Genomic DNA, 22,859 nt, shown 5'->3' on the forward strand with positions numbered 1-22,859 from the left:
GGCTAGAAAACACCCCCAACGTGACTTCCCCCAGAGAGAAGCGAGTTTGTGGGGAGAGGGAGCTCGCCCCGGCGGGGCTGCGGAGCCGCCAGAAGAACCGTGCGGGCCCTCCCCCCGCGAGGGGGAGCAAGCCCCCTCGCCACAATAAGCCCGTTGACGGTTTTGCACTGGTCAAACCCATGACCGATGGCTATAACTTAAGCCCTAGCCAAAGTGACACCCCCGCACACTGGCGCTGTGAGTGTTGCCTATGCCGATGCAAGTCGTTCGCCCGAAAATCCTTGGTTTTATCAGTGAGCAGGCATCGGCTTGGCTGGTGGCATTGGTGGTGTTAGTGGTTGGTAGCGCGCTGACGGTGGTCGTCGCGTGGGCGGCTTCGGATCTGTATCAGCAACAGGTGCGCCAGCGGTTCCAGTTGCTGGTCAACGAGCGCTACAGCCGCATCCAGGAACGTTTTGAAGACCAGGAACAACGCCTGGGCAGCCTGCAGCGTTTCTTCGTCAATTCCGGCGAGGTGTCCCGCAACGAGTTCGACGGTTTCGCCAAACCGCTGTTGTTGCATGCCCGTGCTTATGCCTGGGCACCACGGATATTTCGCACGCAGCGCAGCCTGTTTGAACAGGACATTTCTCGCCAGCGTGGCATTCCCTTCAGTATCCGCGAACTGAATACCTCCGGTGAATTGGCGCCAGCGGCTGAGCGCGATGAATACGTACCGGTGCTGTACAGCCAGACGCAAAGTTTGCTGGGCTCGCCGCTGGGCTTTGATTTGCTGGCGCAGCCCCTGCGCCGTGCAGCGCTGGAGCGTGCACAACAAAGCGGCCAGTTGGCGGTGTCACAGCCCATGCAATTGGTGGGGGTGGAGCCCGCTTATGCGGCAGGCGTGTTATTGGTGGCGCCCGTGAGCAAAGTCGTGGGGGCCGAGCCTTATGGTTTTGTGATGGCGGTGATCAGCATGCGCCAGCTGGTGGCCGAGGGGTTGCCCAGGCCCAACCGTGACAACCTGGTGATGCAGATCGTAGACACCTCCGACACCCAGCAACGGGTGTTGTATGCGTCCAGTAACGCGTTGGGCAGTAGTGGCTTGACGGCTGCACGCCGCCTCTCCCTGGGGGATCATGTCTATGCCCTGAGCCTGAGCGCCAGCGAAGTGTTCGACAGGGCCAACCATTCTTCGATGCACACCATTCTGGCGATGGGCGTGTTGCTCAGCGCCTTGCTCAGTGCGCTGCTTTACATGTTGGTCAGCCAGCGCCAGCGCGCACTGAAACTGGTGGAGCAACGCACCGTTCAATTGCGTGCCCGTGAGCAGGAGTTGCGTGGCGCCCATGGGCAACTGCGCAGCGTGTTGAATGCGGCGACTCAAGTGGCGATCATTGCCACTGACCTGCGCGGTGTGATCAACACCTTCAATGCCGGTGCCGAACAGATGTTGGGCTTCAAGGCCGAGGAGGTGCTTGGGCATATGACCTTGGACCGTCTGCATGTGGCCGTGGAACTTGACGCCCGCGCCGAGCCGTTGAGCAGGGCGCTGGGCAAGCGCATTCCAGCGAGTCAGGCGATGCTGGTGGAGAGCCCAGACAGTCAACATGAAGGACGTGAGTGGACGCTGGTGCGCAAGGATGGCAGCCAGTTGACGGTCAACATGTTGCCGACCGTGCTCTTGGATGACCATGGCCTATGGGTCGGGCACTTGGCGATTTACCTGGATGTCACCGAGCAAAAGCGCGCCTATGAGGCCCTTGCCGTCCGCGACCGCCTGCTGAAAAAACTCAGCGCCCATGTGCCTGGTGGCATCTTCCAGTTCACCCTGGAGCCCCAGGACAACGGGCGTTTCATCTATGCCAGCGAAGGCATGCGCGATATCTATGAAATCGAGCTGGGCATGCTGCAGAAGGATGCGCGCACGGTCCTGGAGCGCATTCACCCTTTGGATCTGGAGCGAGTGCGTGCGTCGATACGCCTTTCTGCGTTGCAAATGAGCCATTGGCGAGAAGAGTACCGCGTGCAATTACCCCAGCGAGGCCTGCGCTGGATTCGCGGCGAAGCGACGCCGGAAGAGTTGCCGGGAGGCGGTACGCTTTGGCACGGTTATGTATCGGATATTTCTGACCTCAAACGGGTCGAGGAAGAACTGCGCGCGTTGTCCATCACCGACTCCCTGACAGGGATCTATAACCGGCGCTATTTCCAGGATCGTCTCAAGGGCGAAATGCTTCGGCTCAACCGTATATCTGGCGCGCTGTCGTTGATCATGCTCGATATCGACCACTTCAAGCGCATCAACGATCAGCACGGCCATGCCGTGGGCGACAGCGTGTTGCAGGAGTTGTGCAAGCGTATCGGCCAACGCTTGCGCCGCACCGATGTGTTTTGCCGGATCGGCGGGGAAGAGTTCGTGGTGCTGTGCCCCAACACCGATGGCGCTCAGGCCTACAGCCTGGCGATACAGTTGTGGCAGTCGTTGCGCGATGCGGCGATGGAACCGGTGGGAGTGGTCACCGCCAGCTTCGGCGTGGCCAGTTGGCGGGTTGACGAAGGCATCGATGGGTTGCTGCTGCGCGCTGATTCGGCGGTGTATGTGGCCAAGCAGGCGGGCAGGGATCGGGTCGAGGAAGCCCTGATGCTTGAATGATCGTTCCCACGCTCTGCGTGGGAATGCATCCTAAGACGCTCCGCGTCACGCCTTGAGCGCGGACGCAGAGCGTCCAAAAAAGCATTCCCACGCAGAGCGTGGGAATGATCAGACAGGGTAATGGGGTGCTTAGAGGACTGGCGCGGCTGCAACGGCCTTCGGCTGGCGATACAGGTCCAGCAGCACCTGATCCAATACCGACGAGGCTCCCCAAGGCTTGGAGTCGTTGAGAATAGCCACCACCGCCCAGGTATTGCCATTGTTGTCGCGGCTGTAACCGGCAATGGCGCGTACGGTGTTCAAGGTGCCGGTCTTTACGTGGGCTTCGCCGCGCAGGGCGGTGGTTTTCAGGCGTTTACGCATGGTGCCGTCGGTGCCGGCGATCGGCATCGAGCTGATGTACTCCGCCGCATAAGGACTTTTCCACGCCGCTTGCAGCATGGCCGCCATTTCGCGGGCGCTGACCCGTTCGGCGCGGGACAGGCCGGAGCCGTTTTCCATCACCAGGTGCGGCGCGGTGATGCCTTTCTTGGCCAGCCACTGGCGCACGACGCGTTGCGCGGCCTTGGCATCGTCGCCATCGGCATCGTTGCGAAACTGTGCACCCAGGCTCAGGAACAACTGCTGGGCCATGGTGTTGTTACTGTACTTGTTGATGTCGCGGATGATTTCCGCCAGGTCCGGCGAGAAGGCGCGCGCCAGCACCTTGGCATCCTTTGGCACCGGAGCCTGGATATCACGGCCCTGGATGGTACCGCCCAACTCTTTCCAGATCGCCCGCACGGCGCCTGCGGTGTAGGTGGCGTGGTCGAGCAGCGACAGGTAAGTCTGCGAGCTGCAGCCATCACCCAGTTGGCCGCTGACGGTCACGGTCACGCTGCCGTCGGCGGCGGTCACCGGGCTGTAGCGCACGTCACCGGTGCACTGCTTGGCGTTGGTGACTTTCACCTGGTTGTCGATGCGAATGCTGGCAATCGGCGGCTCGACCGATACGATCACCCGCCCCGAATCATTGCGGGTCACGAAGCGCAGGGCCTTTAGGTTGACCAGCAAGGCGTCGGGCTTGACCAGAAACGGCTTGTTCTCATCGTTGCCGTCGTCGTTGAACTCGGGTAATTGCGGCTGGTTGAAGAAGTTACGGTCCAGCACCAGGTCGCCGGTGACTTGCTGAACGCCATTGGCGCGCAGGTCGCGCATCAGCAGCCAGAGCTTTTCCATGTTCAGCTTGGGGTCGCCGCCGCCCTTGAGGTATAGGTTGCCACGCAATACGCCGCCGCTGAGGGTGCCATCGGTGTAGAACTCGGTCTTCCACTGATGGTTGGGGCCGAGCATTTCCAGGGCCGCGTAAGTGGTGACCAGCTTCATGGTGGAAGCCGGGTTCACCGAGACGTCGGCGTTGAAAACCGTAGGGGTACCAGGGCCGTTCAGGGGCAGCATCACCAGGGACAGCGCGGTATTTTGCAGCTTGGCCTTCTGCAAGGCCTGCGCAACGCTGGGTGGCAGGGTGTTATTGACGGGAGCAGCGGAAACGGAAAAGGCCAGGGGCAAGACAACACTGGCAAGTAACACTGAACGCAAAGATTTGATCATAAGAAATAAAACCCTACTGCTGAGGAGGGTGAAAAAGGCGAGGGGTACGGAAGAAAATCCCTCATTGGTCACGAAAGTGTCGGCATTATGCCCCAAGCTGGCGCTGCTTGTAGCTGAACGATAGCCGCTAATTGCGGTTTTTTTGCGCGCATTTGCCCGTCGGTCCCAGAGAGTCGGGCAATTGCCGCCTTAAACTGCTAAAGTGCCGCCCGTTAATACTTATGAGGATTGTTCCAATGGCGACTAACCGTTCCCAGCGTCTGCGCAAAAAACTGTGCGTTGATGAATTTCAAGAGCTGGGTTTCGAACTGAACCTGGACTTCAACGAAGGCCTGAGTGAAGAAGCTATCGACGCTTTCCTCGAAGCATTCATCAAAGAAGCCATGGAAGCCAATGGCCTGGGCTATGTCGGCGGCGATGACTACGGTCTGGTTTGCCTGCAAAAGCGTGGCTCGGTCTCCGAAGAGCAGCGTGCTGCGGTCGAAGCCTGGCTGAAAACCCGTTCCGAGCTGACCAAGGCTGAAGTCAGCCCGTTGCTGGACGTGTGGTATCCGGAAAAGCCGATCAACGCGGCTAAGTGATACTGAAAAAAACGGCGACCTGAGGGTCGCCGTTTTTTTATGCCTTGCGCCAATTCAGAATCAGCAGCGTCAACACCCCCGCCACAATCCCCCAGAACGCCGACCCGATGGAAAACAACGTCAAGCCTGACGCCGTGACCATAAAGGTAATCAGCGCCGCTTCTCGTTCCTTCGGCTCATTCATGGCGATGCTCAAGCCATTGATGATCGAGCCAAACAACGCCAATGCCGCAATCGACAGCACCAGTTCCTTGGGCAGGGCTGCGAACAGTGCTGCCAGCGTGGCGCCGAATACCCCGGCAATCCCATAGAACACCCCACACCACACCGCAGCGGTGTAGCGCTTGTTGCGGTCTTCATGGGCGTGCGGCCCGGTGCAGATCGCGGCGCTGATCGCCGCCAGGTTGATGCCGTGGGAGCCGAACGGTGCCAGCACCAGTGACGCCAGGCCGGTGATGGTGATCAACGGCGAAGCCGGCACGGTGTAGCCATCGGCCCGCAGCACGGCTACGCCGGGCATGTTCTGCGAGGTCATGGCCACCACGAACAGCGGGATGCCGATGCTGATGGTCGCCGCCAGCGAGAAGTGCGGCGTGGTCCACACAGGCGTCGCCACCTCCAGATGAAAGCCGCTGAAATCCAGCAGCCCCATCAGCCCTGACAAGGCGGTGCCGATGAGCAAGGCGGCCAGCACGGCATAGCGCGGTGACACACGCTTGATGATCAGGTAGGTGAAGAACATCCCCAGCACCAGCCCGGTACGGTGCTGGGCGGCGACGAAAATCTCGCTGCCGATCTTGAACAGGATCCCCGCCAGCAGCGCCGCCGCCAATGACGCCGGAATCCGCTTGACCAGCTTCTCAAAGCTGCCGGTCAACCCGCAGAGCGTCACCAGTACCGCACAGGTGATGTAGGCACCGATGGCCTCGCCATAGCTCACCCCACCCAGGCTTGTGATCAGCAGCGCCGCCCCAGGGGTAGACCAGGCGATGGTGATCGGTGTGCGATAGCGCAGGGACAGGCCGATGCTGCACACCGCCATGCCGATGGAAATCGCCCAGATCCACGAAGAAATCTGCGCGGTGGTCAAGCCTGCGGCCTGGCCGGCCTGGAACATCAACACCAGGGAGCTGGTGTAGCCGGTCATCATGGCGATAAAGCCGGCGACGACGGCCGACGCAGAAGTGTCGGCCAGCGGGCGCAAGGGCGCTTGGGTGGCGTCGGTCATGGAGAGGTGTTCCTTTTTACCTGACTCCGCACGCTGTAGGAGCGAGCTTGCTCGCGAAAATCGCCAACGATAACGCGGGCAATCAGATTAAACGCGGCGCCCTTGGGATCTTCGCGAGCAAGCTCGCTCCTACAGTGGGATGTCGTTCATGGGAAATCGTGGAATCAAGCCTAAACTCAAACGTAACGAGTCATTGCAATACAGCCGAGGCCGCAAACAGCCGTACAGTGTGTTGGCGCAATGGGTTGTGTACAATGTGCGCTGTTTTTAGGTGATACTTGCCAGCGACACGCTGTTGCCGTATTACCGTTAATTCGCCGTTCTCAAACCCGAGTGCTCATGAACGAACAGTTGCAACCTCTCAAGAAACAACCGCGAGCCGGCAAGGCCGGTCGCAGCGGAACCCAGGACGATATCGTCTATGCGCATATCTTCGAGGCGATCCTTGAACAACGCCTGGCGCCCGGAACCAAATTGAGTGAAGAGGCACTGGGCGAGATCTTCGGCGTGAGCCGCACCATCATTCGCCGTGCGCTGTCGCGCCTGGCCCATGAAAGCGTGGTACTGCTGCGGCCCAATCGCGGTGCGGTGGTTGCCAGCCCAAGCGTCGAAGAAGCACGCCAGGTGTTCATGGCCCGGCGCCTGGTGGAGCGGGCGATCACGGAGTTGGCGGTGCAGCACGCCACGGCCGAGCAGTTGGCCGAGTTGCGCCAGATGGTCAACGACGAGCGCGACAGCTTCTCGCGCGGTGATCGCGGCGCCGGTATCCGTCTCTCTGGCGAATTCCATTTGAAGCTGGCCGAAGCCGCGAAGAACGCGCCGCTGATCAGCTTCCAGCGCAGCCTGGTGTCCCAGACGTCATTGATCATCGCCCAGTACGAAAGCGGCAACCGCTCGCACTGTTCCTACGATGAGCACACCCAGTTGATCGACGCGATCGAAGCCCGGGATGCGACGTTGGCGGTGAACTTGATGATGCATCACATGGATCACATCGACAGCAAGCTCAACCTCGATGAAGAGAGTGCGTCGGATGATTTGCATGCGGTGTTTTCGCATCTTTTACAGACTAAAAAACCTGGGCGCTCGTCTGTAAAGTTGTAAACCCAATCAAATGTGGGAGCAGGCTTGTGTGGGAGCTGGGCTTGCCCGCGATGCAGGCGCCGCGGTGTATCAGTTACACCGCGGTGATGCTATCGCAGGCAAGCCAGCTCCCACACAAGCCAGCTCCCACATTGGTTGTATGTAGCTTGAATCAGCGCTGGTGCACCAGTTGCCCGGCTGCATAGGTTTGCAACACCGTCCGGTCATCCCCCAACGTCATCAGCACAAACAACGTCTCGGCAATGTTATTGGCCTGTTTCAGGCGATAGCTCAGCAGCGGCGTGGCGTTGTAATCCAATACCAGGAAGTCTGCATCGGTACCCGGCTGCAACGTGCCGATCTTGTCTTCCAGGCGCAACGCCCGTGCGCCGCCCAGGGTTGCCAGGTACAGCGACTTGAACGGGCTCAAGCGCGCACCTTGCAGCTGCATGACCTTGTACGCTTCGTTCAGGGTTTGCAGCAGCGAGAAGCTGGTGCCGCCGCCCACGTCGGTGCCCAGGCCCACGTTCAAGTTGTGTTTCTCGGCCATCGGCAGGTTGAACAACCCACTACCGAGGAAGAAGTTCGAAGTCGGGCAGAACGCCACCGCCGAACCGGTCTCTGCCAGCCGTGCGCATTCGTCGTCGCACAGGTGTACGCCGTGGGCAAACACCGAGCGCTCGCCGAGCAGCTTGTAATGGTCGTAGACATCCAGGTAGCCGTTGCGCTCCGGGAACAGCTCATTGACCCACTCGATTTCCTGCTTGTTCTCGCTGATGTGGGTCTGCATGTACAAATCCGGGTACTCGCCCAGCAGCTGACCGGCCAGCGTCAGTTGCTCCGGCGTGCTCGTAGGGGCGAAGCGTGGCGTCACCGCGTAATGCAGGCGCCCCTTGCCGTGCCAGCGTTCGATCAGCGCCTTGCTTTCCTGGTAGCCGGATTCGGCGGTGTCGGTGAGGTAGTCCGGCGCGTTGCGGTCCATCATCACCTTGCCGGCGATCATGCGCAGGTCGAGTTTCTCGGCCGCTTCAAAGAATGCATTCACCGATTGCGGGTGCACGCTGCCGAACACCAGCGCCGTGGTGGTGCCGTTGCGCAGCAGTTCCTTGATGAAGATATCGGCGACTTCTTCGGCGTGAGCCTTGTCGGCAAACTGGCTTTCACAGGGGAAGGTGTAGGTGTTGAGCCAGTCCAGCAACTGCTCGCCATAGGCGCCGACCATACCGGTCTGCGGCAGGTGGATATGGGTGTCGATCAAGCCAGGGGTGATCAGCGCGTCCTGGTAATGGGTGATGTCGATATCGGCGGGCAGGCTCGGCAGGAGGTCGCTGGCGTGCCCGAGGGCACTGATCTGGCCGTTGTCGATCACCAGCAGGCCGTCCTCGAAATATTCATAAGAGGCTTCGATCCCCACGATGGCAGGGTCGGCGATGCTGTGCAGGATGGCGGCACGGTAGGCTTTGCGAGTCAAAGGCATGATCGTCTCAATTCAGATAGCGTGGCTGCGGCGCGAAGCCGGCAGCAGTTTGGCAATAGGTTCGGCGCCGGCAAGATGCTGGCCGAAATTGGCGTTATAGGTGGCGATGATTTCGCCGGCGATGGAGATGGCGATCTCCACCGGAAGCTTGCCCTTGACCTCGGGGAGGCCCATGGGGCAACGCATGCGTTGCAACTGCGCGGTGTCAAAGCCGCGATCACGCAGGCGGTGTTCGAATTTGACCCGCTTAGTTTTCGAGCCGATCAGGCCGAAGTAGGCGAAGTCGTTGCGCTTGAGCAGGGCGGCGGTCAGTTCCAGGTCCAGCGCGTGGTTGTGGGTCATGACGATGCAGTAGCTGCCTGCAGGCAGGTCGGCAATTTCGTCGACCGGCTCTTCGCTGACGATTTTACGCACGCCTTGGGGGATGTGCTGCGGGAATTCTTGCTCGCGGGAATCGATCCAGCGCACCCGGCAGGGCAGACTCGCCAGCAATGGCACCAACGCACGGCCGACGTGGCCGGCGCCAAACACGGCGATGTGCGCTTGCGCCTGGCCCATGGGTTCGAACAGCAGCACGGTCACGCCGCCGCAGCACTGGCCCAGGCTGGCGCCGAGGCTGAAGCGCTCCAGATGGGTGTTCTGCTGGCCGCGCACCAGCATGTCCCGGGCGATCTGCATCGCCTTGTATTCCAGGTGCCCGCCGCCGATGGTGTCGAAGGTGTGCGCGGCGCTGATGACCATCTTGGAACCGGCGTTGCGCGGGGTTGAGCCGAGTTCTTCGATGATGGTGACGAGCACGCAGGGTTCGCCCTGGTTTTGCAGGGTGGCGAGGGCGCTGATCCAGTTGTCCATGTCTACCTCCAGTCAGATCGTTCCCACGCTCCGCGTGGGAATGCATACCGTGACGCTCAGCGTCACTAGAGCGGACGCACAGCGTCCAGGGCGGCATTCCCACGCTCCGCGTGGGAACGATCAACAGCCTTTAGCGCCCGCAACTGCCGCATCTGTTCACATCCCCACAACACCCGCTCGGGCGTGGCCGGCGCATCGATCCTGGGCTGCTGGCGATAGTCAGCCAAGCTCGCCACCGCATCCTTGATTGCACACCACGAAGCAATCCCGAGCATGAACGGCGGCTCGCCCACGGCCTTGGAATGGAACACCGTGTCCTCCGGGTTCTTGCGGTTCTCTACCAGCTTCACCCGCAAGTCCAGCGGCATGTCGGCCACTGCCGGGATCTTGTAGCTCGCCGGGCCGTTGGTCATCAGCTTGCCCTTGTTGTTCCACACCAGCTCTTCCATGGTCAGCCAGCCCATGCCCTGGATGAAGCCGCCTTCCACCTGGCCGATGTCGATGGCTGGGTTCAGCGAAGCGCCGACGTCATGCAGGATGTCGGTGCGTAGCATCTTGTATTCACCGGTCAGGGTGTCGACGATCACTTCGCAGCAAGCAGCCCCGAAGGCGTAGTAGTAGAACGGTCGCCCGCGAGACTGGCTGCGGTCGTAGAAAATTTTCGGGGTTTTGTAGAAACCTGTGCTGGAGAGCGATACCTGGGCGAAATACGCCTGCTGGATCAACGCCTCGAAGCTCAGGATCTGCTCGCGCACGCGCACATGGCCGTTGCGAAACTCCACGTCCGCCTCGCTTACGTCGTACTTGCGCGCCGCAAACTCCACCAGGCGCTGCTTGATGGTTTCGGCCGCATTCTGCGCGGCCTTGCCGTTCAGGTCGGCGCCGCTGGAGGCAGCGGTGGGCGAGGTGTTGGGTACCTTGTCGGTGTTGGTGGCGGTGATCTGGACGCGGTCGATTTCGACCTGGAATACCTCGGCCACGACTTGCGCGACCTTGGTATTCAAGCCCTGGCCCATCTCGGTGCCGCCGTGGTTCAGGTGGATGCTGCCATCGGTGTAGATATGGATCAGCGCGCCGGCCTGGTTGAGGAAGCTGGCGGTGAACGAAATACCGAATTTCACCGGGGTCAGCGCCAGGCCTTTTTTCAGGATCGGGCTGTGGGCGTTGTACAGGCGGATCGCTTCGCGGCGCTCGGCATATTGGCTGCTGGCTTCCAGTTCGGCGGTCATTTCTTCGAGCATGTTGTGCTCGACGGTCTGGTAGTAGTGGGTGACGTTGCGTTCGGTCTTGCCGTAGTAGTTGGCCTTGCGCACCGCCAACGGGTCTTGGCCCAGATGGCGCGCAATGGCGTCCATTACCTCTTCGATGGCGACCATGCCTTGGGGGCCGCCGAAGCCGCGATAGGCCGTGTTGGAGGCAGTGTTGGTCTTGCAGCGATGGCCATTGACCGTGGCGTCGCCCAGGTAATACGAGTTGTCGGCGTGGAACATGGCGCGGTCGACAATCGAGTTGGACAGGTCCGGCGAACAACCGCAGTTACCCGCCAGATCCAGGTTGATGCCGTGCAGTCGGCCGTTGTCGTCAAACCCTACGTCGTATTCGATATAGAAGGGGTGACGCTTGCCGGTCATCAGCATGTCTTCGACCCGTGGCAGGCGCATCTTGGTCGGCTGGCCAGTGAGGCGCGCCACCACGGCGCACAGGCATGCCGGGCTGGCGGCCTGGGTTTCCTTGCCGCCGAACCCGCCGCCCATGCGGCGCATGTCCACGACAATCTTGTTCATCGACACGTCAAGCACTTCGGCCACCAGCTTCTGCACTTCGGTGGGGTTTTGCGTGGAACAGTAGACGATCATGCCGCCGTCTTCGGTGGGCATCACCGAAGAGATCTGGGTTTCCAGATAAAAGTGTTCCTGGCCACCGATATGCAAGGTGCCCTGGATACGGTGCTTGGCGCTTGCCAGCGCAGTGGCCGAATCGCCGCGCTGGTGGGTGTGGCTGTCGAGCACGAAGTGCTTGTTGCGAAACGCCTCGACCACATCCAGTACCGGTTCCAGGTCTTCATATTCGATCACCGCCGCCATCGCCGCCTTGCGTGCGGTCTCCAGGTCGCGGGCGGCCACGGCCAGTACCACCTGGCCCACGAACTGCACGGTGTCGATGGCCAGCAGCGGGTCGCCGGGCATCAACGGGCCAATGTCTTTCAGTCCCGGTACGTCTTCATGGGTGATGGCAATGCGTACGCCGTCGAAGGCGTAGCAGGGCGCGGTGTCGATGCTGATGATCCGGGCATGGGCGCGGTCGGACATGCGCGCATACAGGTGCAACTGGTTGGGAAATTCCAGGCGGTCGTCGATGTACTGCGCTTCACCGCTGACGTGCTTGGCGGCGCTGTCATGCTTGACGCTGCGACCTACCCCGGTGGTGAGGTCCTGGGCAAAGAGTGCGGCAAGTTCAGCCTCGGTTTTTACCACGGCGTGATGGTTAGACATAAGCGGTCACCCGAGTCTCGATGTGCGGCGTTTGCAGTTCGATGAAGTATTTGCGCAGCAGGTTTTGCGCGCTGAGCAGGCGATATTCCTTGCTGGCGCGGAAGTCCGAGAGTGGGGTGAAGTCCTGTGCCAGGGCGGCGCAGGCTTTCTCGACCGTGGCCAAGTTCCAGATGGCGCCCACCAACGCGGCCTCGCAATTTTTTGCGCGTTTTGGTGTGGCGGCCATGCCTCCGAAGGCAACGCGAGCCGCGCTGATCACACCGTTGTCGATGTTCAGGTTGAACGCTGCGCACACCGCGGAAATATCGTCGTCCAGGCGCTTGGACACCTTGTAGGCCCGGAACAGCGTGTGGCCCTTGGGCACGATGATGGTCTCGATGAACTCGCTGTCCTGGCGCGCGGTGACGCGGTAGTCGATGAAGTAGTCTTCCAGCGCCAGGGTGCGGCGGGTGTTGCCTTTGCACAGCACGATCTGTGCGCCCAGGGCAATCAGCAGCGGCGGCGAATCACCAATGGGCGAAGCGTTGCCAATATTGCCGCCCAGGGTGCCCTGGTTGCGGATTTGCAGGGAGGCGAAGCGCTGCAGCAGTTCGCCGAAGTCCGGGTATTCGTGGTACAGCGCGGCGTAGCAGTCGGAGAGGGCGGTGGCCGCGCCGATTTCCAGGCGGTCGTCGAACTGCTCGATGCGCTTCATGGCTTCAATGTTGCCGACGTAGATCATCACCGGCAGGGTGCGGTGGAACTGGGTGACCTCCAGCGCCAAGTCAGTGCCGCCGGCCAGCAGGCGGGCTTGCGGGTAGGCGTCATAGAGGTCGGCCAGGTCGGCGACGGTCAGTGGCACCAGGCAGCGCTTGTCACCGCTGTTGAGTTCACCGGTTTGCGTCGGCGCGATGGCCTTGAGGCGGGCGATGGTTTCAGCCTGGCGGCTGTCGAATTGATCCTGGGGCTTGTTGCAGCAGGCCTGTTCGGCGGCGGCGAGGATCGGGCGATAACCGGTGCAACGACACAGGTTGCCGGCAAGGGCTTCATGGGCTTTCTGGCTGTCGGGGGCATCGCTGTTCTTTTGCAGGGCAAACAGCGACATCACGAAACCTGGGGTACAAAAGCCGCACTGCGAACCGTGGCACTCGACCATGGCCTGTTGCACGCTGTGCAGTTGGCCCTGGTGCTTGAGGTCTTCGACGCTGATCAGTTGTTTGCCGTGCAGTGACGACACGAACGTCAGGCAGGAATTGAGGCTGCGATAACGAATCTGCTCGACGCCTTGCTCGTCGGTGCGCAACTCGCCGACCACCACGGTGCACGCGCCACAGTCGCCGCTGGCGCAGCCTTCCTTGGTACCGGATTTGCCCACATGCTCGCGCAGATAGTTGAGCACGGTCAGGTTGGGGTCCAGGGCGTGCTCGCTACGGAGTTCCTGGTTAAGTAAAAACTGGATCACGGAAGGCCTCGCAGACTCATTATTGTTGTTAACCGCTTTGCGCCGAATCTAGTCATGTCTGACTTTTCGGTCAATGGTTTTCTGACCTAAGGGTCAAGAAAATACGATCACAACACTTTCAATTATGGTCCAGTCTTCTGGAACCGGCGTTTTTGGCGGCTTACAGGCTTTCAACGTTGCTTATTTCGTGCCAAATTCGCCACGGTGGGCGTAGCGCCATCAGCGGGCCAATGCGCTACACTGCCGCGCTTGTACCGATAGCAGATTTTGAAGGGAAAACATGACGTTCAAGGCGCCGGACAGTCTCGCCGAGCAAATTGCTCACCACCTCGCCGAACGTATCATTCGCGGCGATCTCATGCCTGGGGAGCGAATCCAGGAACAGAAAGTCACGCTGGCGCTCAACGTCAGCCGTGGTTCCGTGCGCGAAGCTTTGCTGATCCTTGAGCGCCGCCATCTGATTGCGATCCTGCCGCGCCGTGGCGCCCACGTCACCGAACTCACCGCGCACAAGGTGCAGAGCCTGTGTACGTTGATGGGCGAGATGTACATCCTGCTCGGCAATGCGGTTGCCGAAGGCTGGCAGACCCAGGCCGACATGGCTCCGTTCCTGCAGATCCAGCAACGCCTTCAATTGAGCCTGGAGCGTGAGGACATCCGCGCTTTCGTCGAAGAAAGCTTCAATGTGATGCGCGCTGCGTACCCCTTCGCCAACAACCCGTATTTGCAGGAAACCGTCGAAAACCTGCAACCGGCGATGAACCGCGCCTATTACCTGGCGCTGGATCAGCGCAAGGCGTCCATGAGCGAGTTCCTGGCGCTGTTCGAGCAATTGCTCGCCGCAGTACTGGCCCGTGATCTGGTGCAGATTCGCCTGGTGCTCACAGCCTATTGCCAGCGCAGCAGTTCGCTGGTCATCGCAGCCTTGGCGGACGCCTAAGCGTGCGGCTCAAGTGCATCAAGTTGGCGGGGTTCAAATCCTTCGTCGACCCGACCACCGTCAACTTCCCCAGCAACATGGCGGCGGTGGTGGGGCCCAATGGCTGCGGCAAGTCGAACATCATCGACGCCGTGCGCTGGGTGATGGGCGAGAGCTCAGCGAAAAACCTGCGCGGCGAGTCGATGACCGACGTCATCTTCAACGGCTCCACCAGCCGCAAGCCGGTGAGCCAGGCCAGTATCGAACTGGTATTCGATAATTCCGACGGCACCCTGATCGGCGAATACGCAGCCTACGCGGAAATTTCCATCCGTCGTAAAGTCACCCGCGACAGCCAGAACAGTTACTTCCTCAACGGCACCAAGTGTCGCCGTCGCGATATCACCGATATCTTCCTTGGCACTGGCCTGGGCCCGCGCAGCTACTCGATCATCGAGCAGGGCATGATCTCCAAGCTGATCGAAGCCAAGCCCGAAGACCTGCGCAACTTTATCGAAGAAGCGGCTGGCATCTCCAAATACAAGGAGCGCCGCCGCGAGACTGAAAACCGTATCCGCCGCACCCACGAAAACCTCGCCCGGCTGACCGACCTGCGCGAAGAGCTGGAGCGCCAGCTCGAACGCCTGCACCGCCAGGCCCAGGCCGCCGAGAAGTATCAGGAATACAAGGGTGAAGAGCGCCAGCTCAAGGCGCAATTGTCGGCCCTGCGCTGGCAAGCATTGAATGATCAGGTGGGCCAGCGCGAAGCGATTATTAGCACCCAGGAAGTCAGTTTTGAAGCATTGGTGGCCGAGCAGCGTAATGCCGACGCCAGCATTGAGCGCCTGCGTGACGGTCACCATGAGTTGTCCGAACGCTTCAATCTGGTGCAAGGCCGCTTCTATTCGGTGGGCGGTGACATTGCCCGGGTCGAGCAGAGTATCCAGCACGGCCAGCAGCGTTTGCGCCAGTTGCAGGATGACTTGAAGGAAGCCGAACGCGCACGCCTGGAAACCGAATCGCACCTGGGCCATGACCGTACCTTGCTGCTGACCCTGGGCGAAGAGCTGGACATGCTCACCCCCGAGCAGGAAATCACCAGCGCCGCCGCCGAAGAAGCCGCCGCCGCCCTGGAAGAATCCGAAGCCACCATGCACGGCTGGCAGGAACAGTGGGACGCCTTCAACCTGCGATCCGCCGAGCCACGCCGCCAGGCCGAGGTTCAGCAGTCGCGCATCCAGCAGTTGGAAACCAGCATGGAACGTCTGGCCGAGCGCCAGCGTCGGTTGCAAGAGGAGCGCGTATTGCTCGCTGCCGATCCGGAAGACGCGGCGATCATGGCGCTGAGCGAACAACTGGCCGAAAGCGAAATGACCCTGGAAGAGCTGGAGGCCAGCGAAGAACAGCAAGTGGAGCGCCTGGAGCAACTGCGCCAGCAATTGCACACCGCGACCCAGGCGCAGCAGCAAGCCCAGGGCGACTTGCAGCGGCTCAATGGTCGGTTGGCTTCGTTGGAAGCCTTGCAGCAAGCCGCGCTCGACCCCGGCACCGGCACCGCCGAATGGCTGCGCGACCAGCATTTGGCCGAGCGCCCGCGCCTGGCCGAAGGCTTGAAAGTCGAAGCCGGCTGGGAACTGGCGGTGGAAACCGTGTTGGGTGCCGATCTGCAAGCGGTGCTGGTAGATGATTTCGGCGGCTTCGACCTGGCCGGGTTTGCCCAGGGCGATTTGCGCCTGCTCAGCCCGGCGCCCGAGGGTGCAAGGGTACCGGGCAGCTTGCTGGACAAGGTCGAGGCGGCGATGGATCTGTCGCCATGGTTGGGCCAGGTCAGGCCCGTGGAGTCCCTTGAGCAAGCCTTGGTCCAACGCGGCCAATTGGCGGCCGGCGAAAGCCTGATCAGTCGCGATGGTTATTGGGTCGGCCGCCACTTCCTGCGCGTGCGCCGCGCCAGTGAGGCGGAAAGTGGCGTATTGGCCCGTGGCCAGGAAATCGTCAACCTGAGCGCCGAGCGTGAAGAGCGCGAAGCCACACTGGAAAGCCTGGAAACCGAACTGCAAACCCTGCGCGCTACCCAGCGCCAGCAGGAAACCGGCCGCGAACACCTGCGTCGGCTGTTGCAGGACGAAGCGCGCCAGCAAGGCGAGTTGAAAGCCCAACTTTCCGCGAGCAGAGCCAAGGTCGAGCAATTGACCCTGCGCCGCACCCGTCTTGACGAAGAAGTGGCCGAGATGGGCGAACAGCGCGCCCTGGAACATGAACAGATCGGTGAAGCGCGCCTGCACTTGCAGGAAGCCCTCGACAGCATGGCCCTGGACACCGAACAGCGCGAGTTGCTGCTGGCCCAGCGCGACAGCCTGCGCGAGCGCCTTGACCGCGTGCGCCAGGAAGCCCGGCAGCACAAGGATCACGCCCATCAGTTGGCCGTACGCCTGGGCTCGTTGCGCGCCCAGCATGATTCCACGCGCCAGGCCCTTGAGCGCCTGGAGATGCAGTCCGAACGCCTGACCGAAAAGCGCGAGCAACTGAGCCTCAACCTGGAGGAGGGCGAGGCGCCGCTGGAAGAGCTGCGCCTCAAGCTTGAGGAATTGCTCGACAAGCGCATGACCGTCGATGTCGAACTCAAGACCGCCCAGATCGCTCTGGAAGACGCCGACCGTGAACTGCGCGACGCCGAAAAGCGTCGCACCATGGCCGAGCAGCAATCGCAGTTGATCCGCGGCCAGCTCGAACAACAGCGTATGGAATGGCAAGCCCTCACCGTGCGCCGCAAGACCTTGCAAGACCAATTGCTGGAAGACGGCTATGACCTGCACGGCGTGCTCAACACCCTGACCGCCCAGGCCAACGAGAAAGACGCCGAAGAAGAACTTGAACGGATTGCCGCACGTATTCAACGCCTGGGCGCGATCAACCTCGCCGCTATCGATGAGTACCAGCAGCAGTCCGAGCGTAAACGTTATTTGGATGCCCAGGACGCCGATCTGGTTGAAGCCCTGGACACCCTGGAAAACGTGATCCGCAAGATCGACAAGGAAACCCGCAACCGCTTCAAAGATACCTTTGATCAGATTAATGGCGGTTTACAGGCGTTATTCCCAAAAGTTTTCGGTGGTGGCAGCGCCTACTTGGAACTGACGGGCGAAGATCTACTCGATACAGGGGTAACGATCATGGCGCGGCCTCCGGGCAAGAAGAACAGCACCATCCATTTATTGTCTGGCGGCGAAAAAGCCCTGACCGCATTGGCCCTGGTATTTGCCATCTTCAAGTTGAACCCGGCGCCGTTCTGCATGCTCGACGAAGTTGACGCGCCGCTGGATGACGCTAACGTTGGACGCTACGCTCGGTTGGTCAAAGAGATGTCCCAGACCGTGCAGTTCATCTATATCACCCACAACAAGATCGCCATGGAAATGGCCGACCAGTTGATGGGGGTGACGATGCATGAGCCTGGATGTTCGCGATTGGTAGCGGTGGATGTGGAAGAGGCGATGGCGATGGTGGAATCCTGAGCCACGCCGGGAGAGAGAATTTACAGCACGCTGTAGGGCGATTTACCGGTCTGGGGAAAGTGGCAAATGGACATATTTGTTCAAGGCATTTTGACAGACGGTGTAAAGTTATCTTTGGTCGTGCTAGTTTAATGTCAATTTTTCGTGTGCGTGGGCAAAACGTCAGTCAGAACATAGAGTTGGCGCCACGTTTTAAAGCGGTTTGCACGGTGCTAAACCCCTTATTTTTCAGCATTTTTTATTAGAGGCACGGGATTACATGGAAATCGGTCTGCGCGAGTGGCTGATCGTCATCGGCATTATTGTCATTGCCGGTATTCTTTTTGATGGCTGGCGCCGCATGCGCGGTGGCAAGGGCAAGCTCAAGTTCCGGCTGGACCGAAACCTGTCCAACTTGCCTGATGACGACGGCGCCGCCGAGCTGCTGGGGCCGCCCCGTGTGCTGGATACCCATAAAGAGCCGCAACTGGACGAGCACGACCTGCCGTCGATGAGCGCCCCGCTGCGTGAAGCCCGCGAGCCGTCGTCCAAGCGTGGCAAGCGCGGTAGCGCGGCGGTTGCCGAGCCGCACCAGGGCGACCTGAACCTCGACGTCGATGATGGCCCGAGCTTCAGCAGCCGCGATGACGATTTCCCGGACGAGACGTCCGCCAAGAGTGCGGCGCGCCAATCGGTCAACGATCAGCCGGCTGCCGAAGAAGTCCTGGTCATCAGCGTGATCTGCCGCGACGCCGGCGGTTTCAAAGGCCCGGCACTCTTGCAGAACATCCTCGAAAGCGGCCTGCGTTTTGGCGAGATGGATATCTTCCATCGTCACGAAAGCATGGCCGGTAACGGCGAAGTGCTGTTCTCCATGGCCAACGCGGTCAAGCCGGGCACGTTCGATCTGGACGATATCGACCTGTTCAGCACCCCGGCGGTGAGTTTCTTCCTTGGCCTGCCAGGCCCGCGTCACCCCAAACAAGCGTTCGACGTGATGGTGGCCGCTGCCCGCAAGCTGTCCCAGGAGCTCAACGGCGAGCTCAAGGACGACCAGCGCAGCGTGCTCACCGCCCAGACCATCGAACACTACCGTCAGCGCATCGTCGAGTTCGAGCGTCGCGCCCTGACACAGAAACGCTGAGGATCGATCTTAAGCGTTGTCTGTAGAATCCGTGCACTAACATATTGAGCAGCTTCGGCTGCTCTTTTGCTTTATGAGAGAACACCCATGACCGCCGCCCAAACCCGCATCCTCGAACTGCGCGCTGAGCTGGATCAGCACAACTATCGCTACCACGTCCTCGACGAGCCGAGCATTCCGGACGCCGAATACGACCGCCTGTTCCACGAGCTCAAGGCCCTGGAGGCCGAGCACCCGGAACTGGTGACGCGTGACTCACCGACGCAGCGGGTCGGCAGTGCGGCATTGTCGGCGTTCACCCAGGTCAAGCACGAGATCCCGATGCTCAGCCTGGGCAACGCCTTCGATGAAACCACCATGCTGGAGTTTGATCGCCGGGTCACCGAGGGCCTTGATCTGCCGGTGGGCGATCTGTTTGGCGCTGGCGCGGCGGTGGAATACAGCTGCGAGCCGAAGCTGGATGGCCTGGCGGTCAGCCTGCTGTACCAGGATGGCGAGCTGGTGCGCGGTGCCACCCGGGGCGACGGCACCACCGGCGAGGACATCAGCGTCAATGTGCGCACCGTGCGCAATATCCCCCTGAAACTGCACGGCACGGGCTGGCCAGCCACCCTGGAAGTGCGCGGTGAAGTGTTCATGTCCAAGGCCGGTTTCGAGCGGTTGAACGCCTCGCAACTGGAAGTGGGCGGCAAGACCTTCGCCAACCCGCGCAACGCCGCGGCGGGCAGCCTGCGCCAACTGGATTCGAAGATCACCGCCAGTCGCCCGCTGGAATTCTGCTGCTATGGCATCGGCCAGGTGACCGCGGATATCAGCGACACCCATATCGGCAACCTCAAGCAGTTGCAGAAGTGGGGTATGCCGATCAGCCACGAATTGAAGCTGGCCAAGGGTATCCAGGAATGTCTGGACTACTACCGCGACATCGGCGAGCGCCGCAATGCGCTGGGCTATGAAATCGACGGCGTGGTGTTCAAGGTCAACAGCATTGCCTACCAGCGTGAACTGGGCTTCCGTGCCCGCGAGCCGCGCTGGGCGATCGCGCACAAATTCCCGGCCATGGAAGAACTCACCGAGCTGCTCGACGTGGAGTTCCAGGTCGGTCGTACCGGTGCGGTCACGCCGGTGGCGCGCCTCAAGCCGGTCAAGGTGGCCGGCGTGACCGTGTCCAATGCCACCCTGCATAACATGGACGAAGTGGCACGCCTGGGGCTGATGATTGGCGACACCGTGATCATCCGCCGCGCCGGTGATGTGATTCCGCAGGTGGTCTCGGTGGTCACCGAGCGCCGCCCGGAAAACGCCCGCGCCGTGCAAATTCCGCAAAATTGCCCGGTGTGCGGTTCCCATGTGGAGCGCACGCAACTGGTCAAGCGTAGCAAGGGCAAGGAAACCGTCAGCGAAGGCGCGGTGTACCGTTGCGTCGGGCGCCTGGCCTGCGGTGCGCAACTCAAGCAGGCAATCATTCATTTTGTCTCGCGCCGGGCCATGGACATCGACGGCCTGGGCGACAAGACCATCGAGCAACTGGTGGATGAACAGCTCATTGGTTCGCCGGCCGATCTCTACAAGCTCAAATATGAACAGATCATCGACCTGGAAGGCTTTGCCGATATCTCCAGCAAGAAGCTGATCAGCGCCATCGAAAACAGCAAGACCCCGACCCTGGCACGCTTTATCTACGCCTTGGGCATTCCCGATGTGGGCGAGGAGACGGCCAAGGTCCTGGCGCGCTCGCTGGCGTCCCTGGAGCGCGTTCAAAAGGCGTTGCCAGAGGTGCTGACGTACTTGCCGGATGTAGGTCTGGAAGTGGCCCATGAGATCCATAGCTTCTTTGAAGACGGGCACAACCAGCAGGTGATTGGCGCGCTATTGTCACCGGACGAATGCGGTTTGCAATTGCAGGAGCAGGGCGAACTCAGCGCGGAATTCGCCGCGAGCACCACCTTGGGCGGTTTGCTCGACAAGCTGCACGTGCCGTCGGTGGGGCCAGGTGCTGCGCAGAAGCTCGCGGACAAGTTCGGTTCGCTGGAAGGCGTCATCAAGGCTGACTGGCTCGATATGCGCCAGGCGCTGCCTGAGAAGCAAGCCAAGGCTGTGCGGGACTTTTTCGATAATGCCGACAACGCTAGCCATGCCCTGGCCATCGAGCAGCAGCTCAAGGACTTTGGTATGCATTGGCAGAGCGAGAAAAAGGTCGTTGAAGGCTTGCCCGAAGCCGGGCACACCTGGGTACTCACGGGCTCCTTGGAGCTGATGAGCCGCGATGTGGCCAAGGACAAGCTCGAAAGCCTGGGGGCCAAGGTGGCCGGTTCCGTTTCGGCGAAAACCCACTGTGTGGTGGCGGGACCGGGCGCTGGCTCGAAACTGGCCAAGGCCAATGAGCTGGGCCTGAAAGTACTGGACGAAGAGGCCTTCGTCGCCTTCCTGGCCAAGCACAACATCACCGTCTGATTGATCGTCCCCACGCTCCGCGTGGGAACGCATCCTGTGACACTCCGCGTCACGGCCTTCGCGCAGACGCAGAGCGTCCAAGGCGGCATTCCCACGCGGAGCGTGGGAACGATCTCTCAACACTGTAGGAGCGAGCTTGCTCGCGAAGAACCGGAGGGCGCCGCTGTGAACCAGGCAGCCTGCGTTATCGTTAACGATCTTCGCGAGCAAGCTCGCTCCTACAGGGAGCAGTTGAACGATCCCGAGCGAGAAATGATCTAGTCTCTGTCACCCAGGGAGAGATCGCCATGTTCCGCTACTTCGAGCAACTCAGCACGCGCATCGCCGCTCCGTTCATGGCCGAAACCTCGCGCAACAGCAAGGTGTGGCAATGCCGATGTGGCCAGTCGCTGTTCTTTCGCAACAGCCAATGCCTGGCCTGCCAGGCGGCATTGGGTTACCAGCCGCAGCAAAGCCGCCTGTCGTCCTTGCAACCTGGGCCGGTGGTCGGTACTTGGCTGGCCGACGACAATCTTGATGCTGGCGCTTTTCGGCGCTGCGCCAACCTCGACTCACCGGCTGCGTGCAACTGGCTGATTCCTGCCCACAGCACCGCGCCGTTGTGCGTGGCCTGTAGCCTGAACCGCACCATTCCTGACCTATCAATTGCGGAAAACCCCGAACGCTGGCGCAAGGTCGAAACCGCCAAGCGCCGCTTGGTGGCGCAACTGATCAGCCTGGGCCTGCAAGTGGTGCCCAAGAGCGTTGACGAAGAGACTGGCCTGGCCTTCGACTTTATCGGTATCGACCTGGAAGGCAACGCGCCCACCACTGGCCACGCCAATGGGCTGATCACCCTGGACATCAAGGAAGCCGATGACGCCCACCGCGAAAAAGTCCGTGTACAGATGCGCGAGCCATACCGGACCTTGCTTGGCCATTTTCGCCATGAAGTCGGCCATTACTACTGGGATCGCCTGATCGCCAACAGTCACTGGCTCACACCTTTTCGCAACCTGTTCGGCGATGAACGTGCCAGTTATGCCGAGGCCCTCGACCGGCACTACCAGAACGGCCCGCGCCCGGACTGGCAACTCACCTGCGTGAGCGCCTACGCCACCATGCACCCCTGGGAAGACTGGGCCGAAACCTGGGCCCACTACTTGCACATGATGGACGCCGTGGACACGGCCCTGGGCTTTGGTATGAGCGCCCGCGAGATGGACCTGGATTACCAGCCATTCCCCCTGACCACGCTCTACGACCCGCAACACCCTGGAGGCCCGGCATTCCTTTCCTTCGTCAATGCCTGGATCGAACTGGCCGGCATGCTCAACGAACTGTCCCGCGCCATGGGCCAGCCGGATTTCTACCCCTTCGTGCTGCCGCCCGCGGTGATTGCCAAGCTGCACTTTATTCACCTGGTCATCCAGGAAGAGGGCGGCAGGGCCGATGGGGTTATGGCAAGTGCTTGAGCCTTCTCATTTTTTAAT

At 60.9% G+C, this 22,859-nt stretch carries 14 protein-coding genes and 1 pseudogene; 8 read left to right on the top strand and 7 right to left on the bottom strand.

Annotated elements, in window-relative coordinates; all coding sequences use genetic code 11:
• Nucleotides 1-250 precede the first annotated feature (250 nt).
• Nucleotides 251-2,635, top strand: a complete 2,385-nt coding sequence (locus GIV26_RS20025) for a sensor domain-containing diguanylate cyclase (RefSeq protein WP_236281948.1) — start codon at nucleotides 251-253, stop codon at nucleotides 2,633-2,635.
• A gap of 129 nt (nucleotides 2,636-2,764) precedes the next feature.
• Here GIV26_RS20025 and dacB read toward each other — a convergent pair whose 3' ends face one another.
• Nucleotides 2,765-4,225, bottom strand: a complete 1,461-nt coding sequence (gene dacB, locus GIV26_RS20030) for a D-alanyl-D-alanine carboxypeptidase/D-alanyl-D-alanine endopeptidase (protein ID WP_034128373.1) — start codon at nucleotides 4,223-4,225, stop codon at nucleotides 2,765-2,767.
• Between the two features lie 236 nt (nucleotides 4,226-4,461).
• On the opposite strand from dacB, the gene GIV26_RS20035 reads away from it, so the two are divergent.
• Nucleotides 4,462-4,806, top strand: a complete 345-nt coding sequence (locus GIV26_RS20035) for a YggL family protein (RefSeq protein ID WP_003193255.1) — start codon at nucleotides 4,462-4,464, stop codon at nucleotides 4,804-4,806.
• 37 nt (nucleotides 4,807-4,843) lie between these two features.
• Here GIV26_RS20035 and GIV26_RS20040 read toward each other — a convergent pair whose 3' ends face one another.
• Nucleotides 4,844-6,034, bottom strand: coding sequence for a benzoate/H(+) symporter BenE family transporter (locus tag GIV26_RS20040; RefSeq protein WP_197900413.1), 1,191 nt, complete (start codon nucleotides 6,032-6,034; stop codon nucleotides 4,844-4,846).
• A gap of 339 nt (nucleotides 6,035-6,373) precedes the next feature.
• On the opposite strand from GIV26_RS20040, the gene GIV26_RS20045 reads away from it, so the two are divergent.
• Nucleotides 6,374-7,138 (top strand): GntR family transcriptional regulator, encoded by a 765-nt coding sequence (locus tag GIV26_RS20045; RefSeq protein WP_014719469.1) that lies wholly within the window; start codon nucleotides 6,374-6,376, stop codon nucleotides 7,136-7,138.
• A 151-nt stretch (nucleotides 7,139-7,289) separates the two neighbouring features.
• Here the strand turns inward: GIV26_RS20045 and guaD are convergent, their stop codons facing one another.
• From guaD to xdhA, 4 genes are all read right to left on the bottom strand, one after another.
• On the bottom strand, nucleotides 7,290-8,594 hold the full coding sequence (gene guaD / locus GIV26_RS20050) for a guanine deaminase (RefSeq protein ID WP_034128375.1): 1,305 nt from the start codon (nucleotides 8,592-8,594) through the stop codon (nucleotides 7,290-7,292).
• 12 nt (nucleotides 8,595-8,606) lie between these two features.
• Nucleotides 8,607-9,446 (bottom strand): xanthine dehydrogenase accessory protein XdhC, encoded by an 840-nt coding sequence (gene xdhC, locus GIV26_RS20055; RefSeq protein WP_236281950.1) that lies wholly within the window; start codon nucleotides 9,444-9,446, stop codon nucleotides 8,607-8,609.
• Nucleotides 9,447-9,511: 65 nt separating this feature from the next.
• Entirely contained in the window at nucleotides 9,512-11,938 is a 2,427-nt protein-coding gene (xdhB, locus tag GIV26_RS20060; RefSeq protein ID WP_236281952.1) for a xanthine dehydrogenase molybdopterin binding subunit, read from the bottom strand.
• Nucleotides 11,931-13,379 (bottom strand): xanthine dehydrogenase small subunit, encoded by a 1,449-nt coding sequence (xdhA, locus tag GIV26_RS20065; protein WP_236281953.1) that lies wholly within the window; start codon nucleotides 13,377-13,379, stop codon nucleotides 11,931-11,933. Before xdhA ends, xdhB begins: the two co-directional genes overlap by 8 nt.
• Before the next feature lie 280 nt (nucleotides 13,380-13,659).
• On the opposite strand from xdhA, the gene GIV26_RS20070 reads away from it, so the two are divergent.
• The 4 genes from GIV26_RS20070 (at nucleotide 13,660) to ligA (ending at nucleotide 21,387) form a co-directional block, all read left to right on the top strand.
• Entirely contained in the window at nucleotides 13,660-14,319 is a 660-nt protein-coding gene (locus GIV26_RS20070) for a GntR family transcriptional regulator (protein ID WP_034128379.1), read from the top strand.
• A gap of 2 nt (nucleotides 14,320-14,321) precedes the next feature.
• A complete protein-coding gene (gene smc / locus GIV26_RS20075) occupies nucleotides 14,322-17,810 on the top strand; it encodes a chromosome segregation protein SMC (protein ID WP_236281955.1) in 3,489 nt (1,162 codons plus the stop codon).
• A gap of 259 nt (nucleotides 17,811-18,069) precedes the next feature.
• Nucleotides 18,070-18,933: a cell division protein ZipA gene (gene zipA, locus GIV26_RS20080; protein WP_054898611.1), complete on the top strand. Its 864-nt coding sequence runs from the start codon at nucleotides 18,070-18,072 to the stop codon at nucleotides 18,931-18,933.
• Nucleotides 18,934-19,020: 87 nt separating this feature from the next.
• Nucleotides 19,021-21,387 carry an NAD-dependent DNA ligase LigA gene (gene ligA, locus GIV26_RS20085; RefSeq protein ID WP_034128382.1) on the top strand — a complete coding sequence of 789 codons (2,367 nt, stop codon included), beginning with the start codon at nucleotides 19,021-19,023 and terminating at the stop codon, nucleotides 21,385-21,387.
• Between the two features lie 120 nt (nucleotides 21,388-21,507).
• On the opposite strand, the pseudogene GIV26_RS20090 reads toward ligA, so the two are convergent.
• A pseudogene (locus GIV26_RS20090) lies at nucleotides 21,508-21,627 on the bottom strand (outer membrane lipoprotein carrier protein LolA); the annotation flags it as partial.
• A gap of 47 nt (nucleotides 21,628-21,674) precedes the next feature.
• Between GIV26_RS20090 and GIV26_RS20095 the strand changes: the two are divergent.
• A complete protein-coding gene (locus GIV26_RS20095) occupies nucleotides 21,675-22,841 on the top strand; it encodes a zinc-binding metallopeptidase family protein (RefSeq protein ID WP_236281957.1) in 1,167 nt (388 codons plus the stop codon).
• Nucleotides 22,842-22,859 lie beyond the last annotated feature (18 nt).

This window comes from Pseudomonas sp. PA-1-3F (assembly GCF_021609665.1).
GTDB classification, from domain to species: Bacteria; Pseudomonadota; Gammaproteobacteria; order Pseudomonadales; family Pseudomonadaceae; genus Aquipseudomonas; species Aquipseudomonas paracarnis.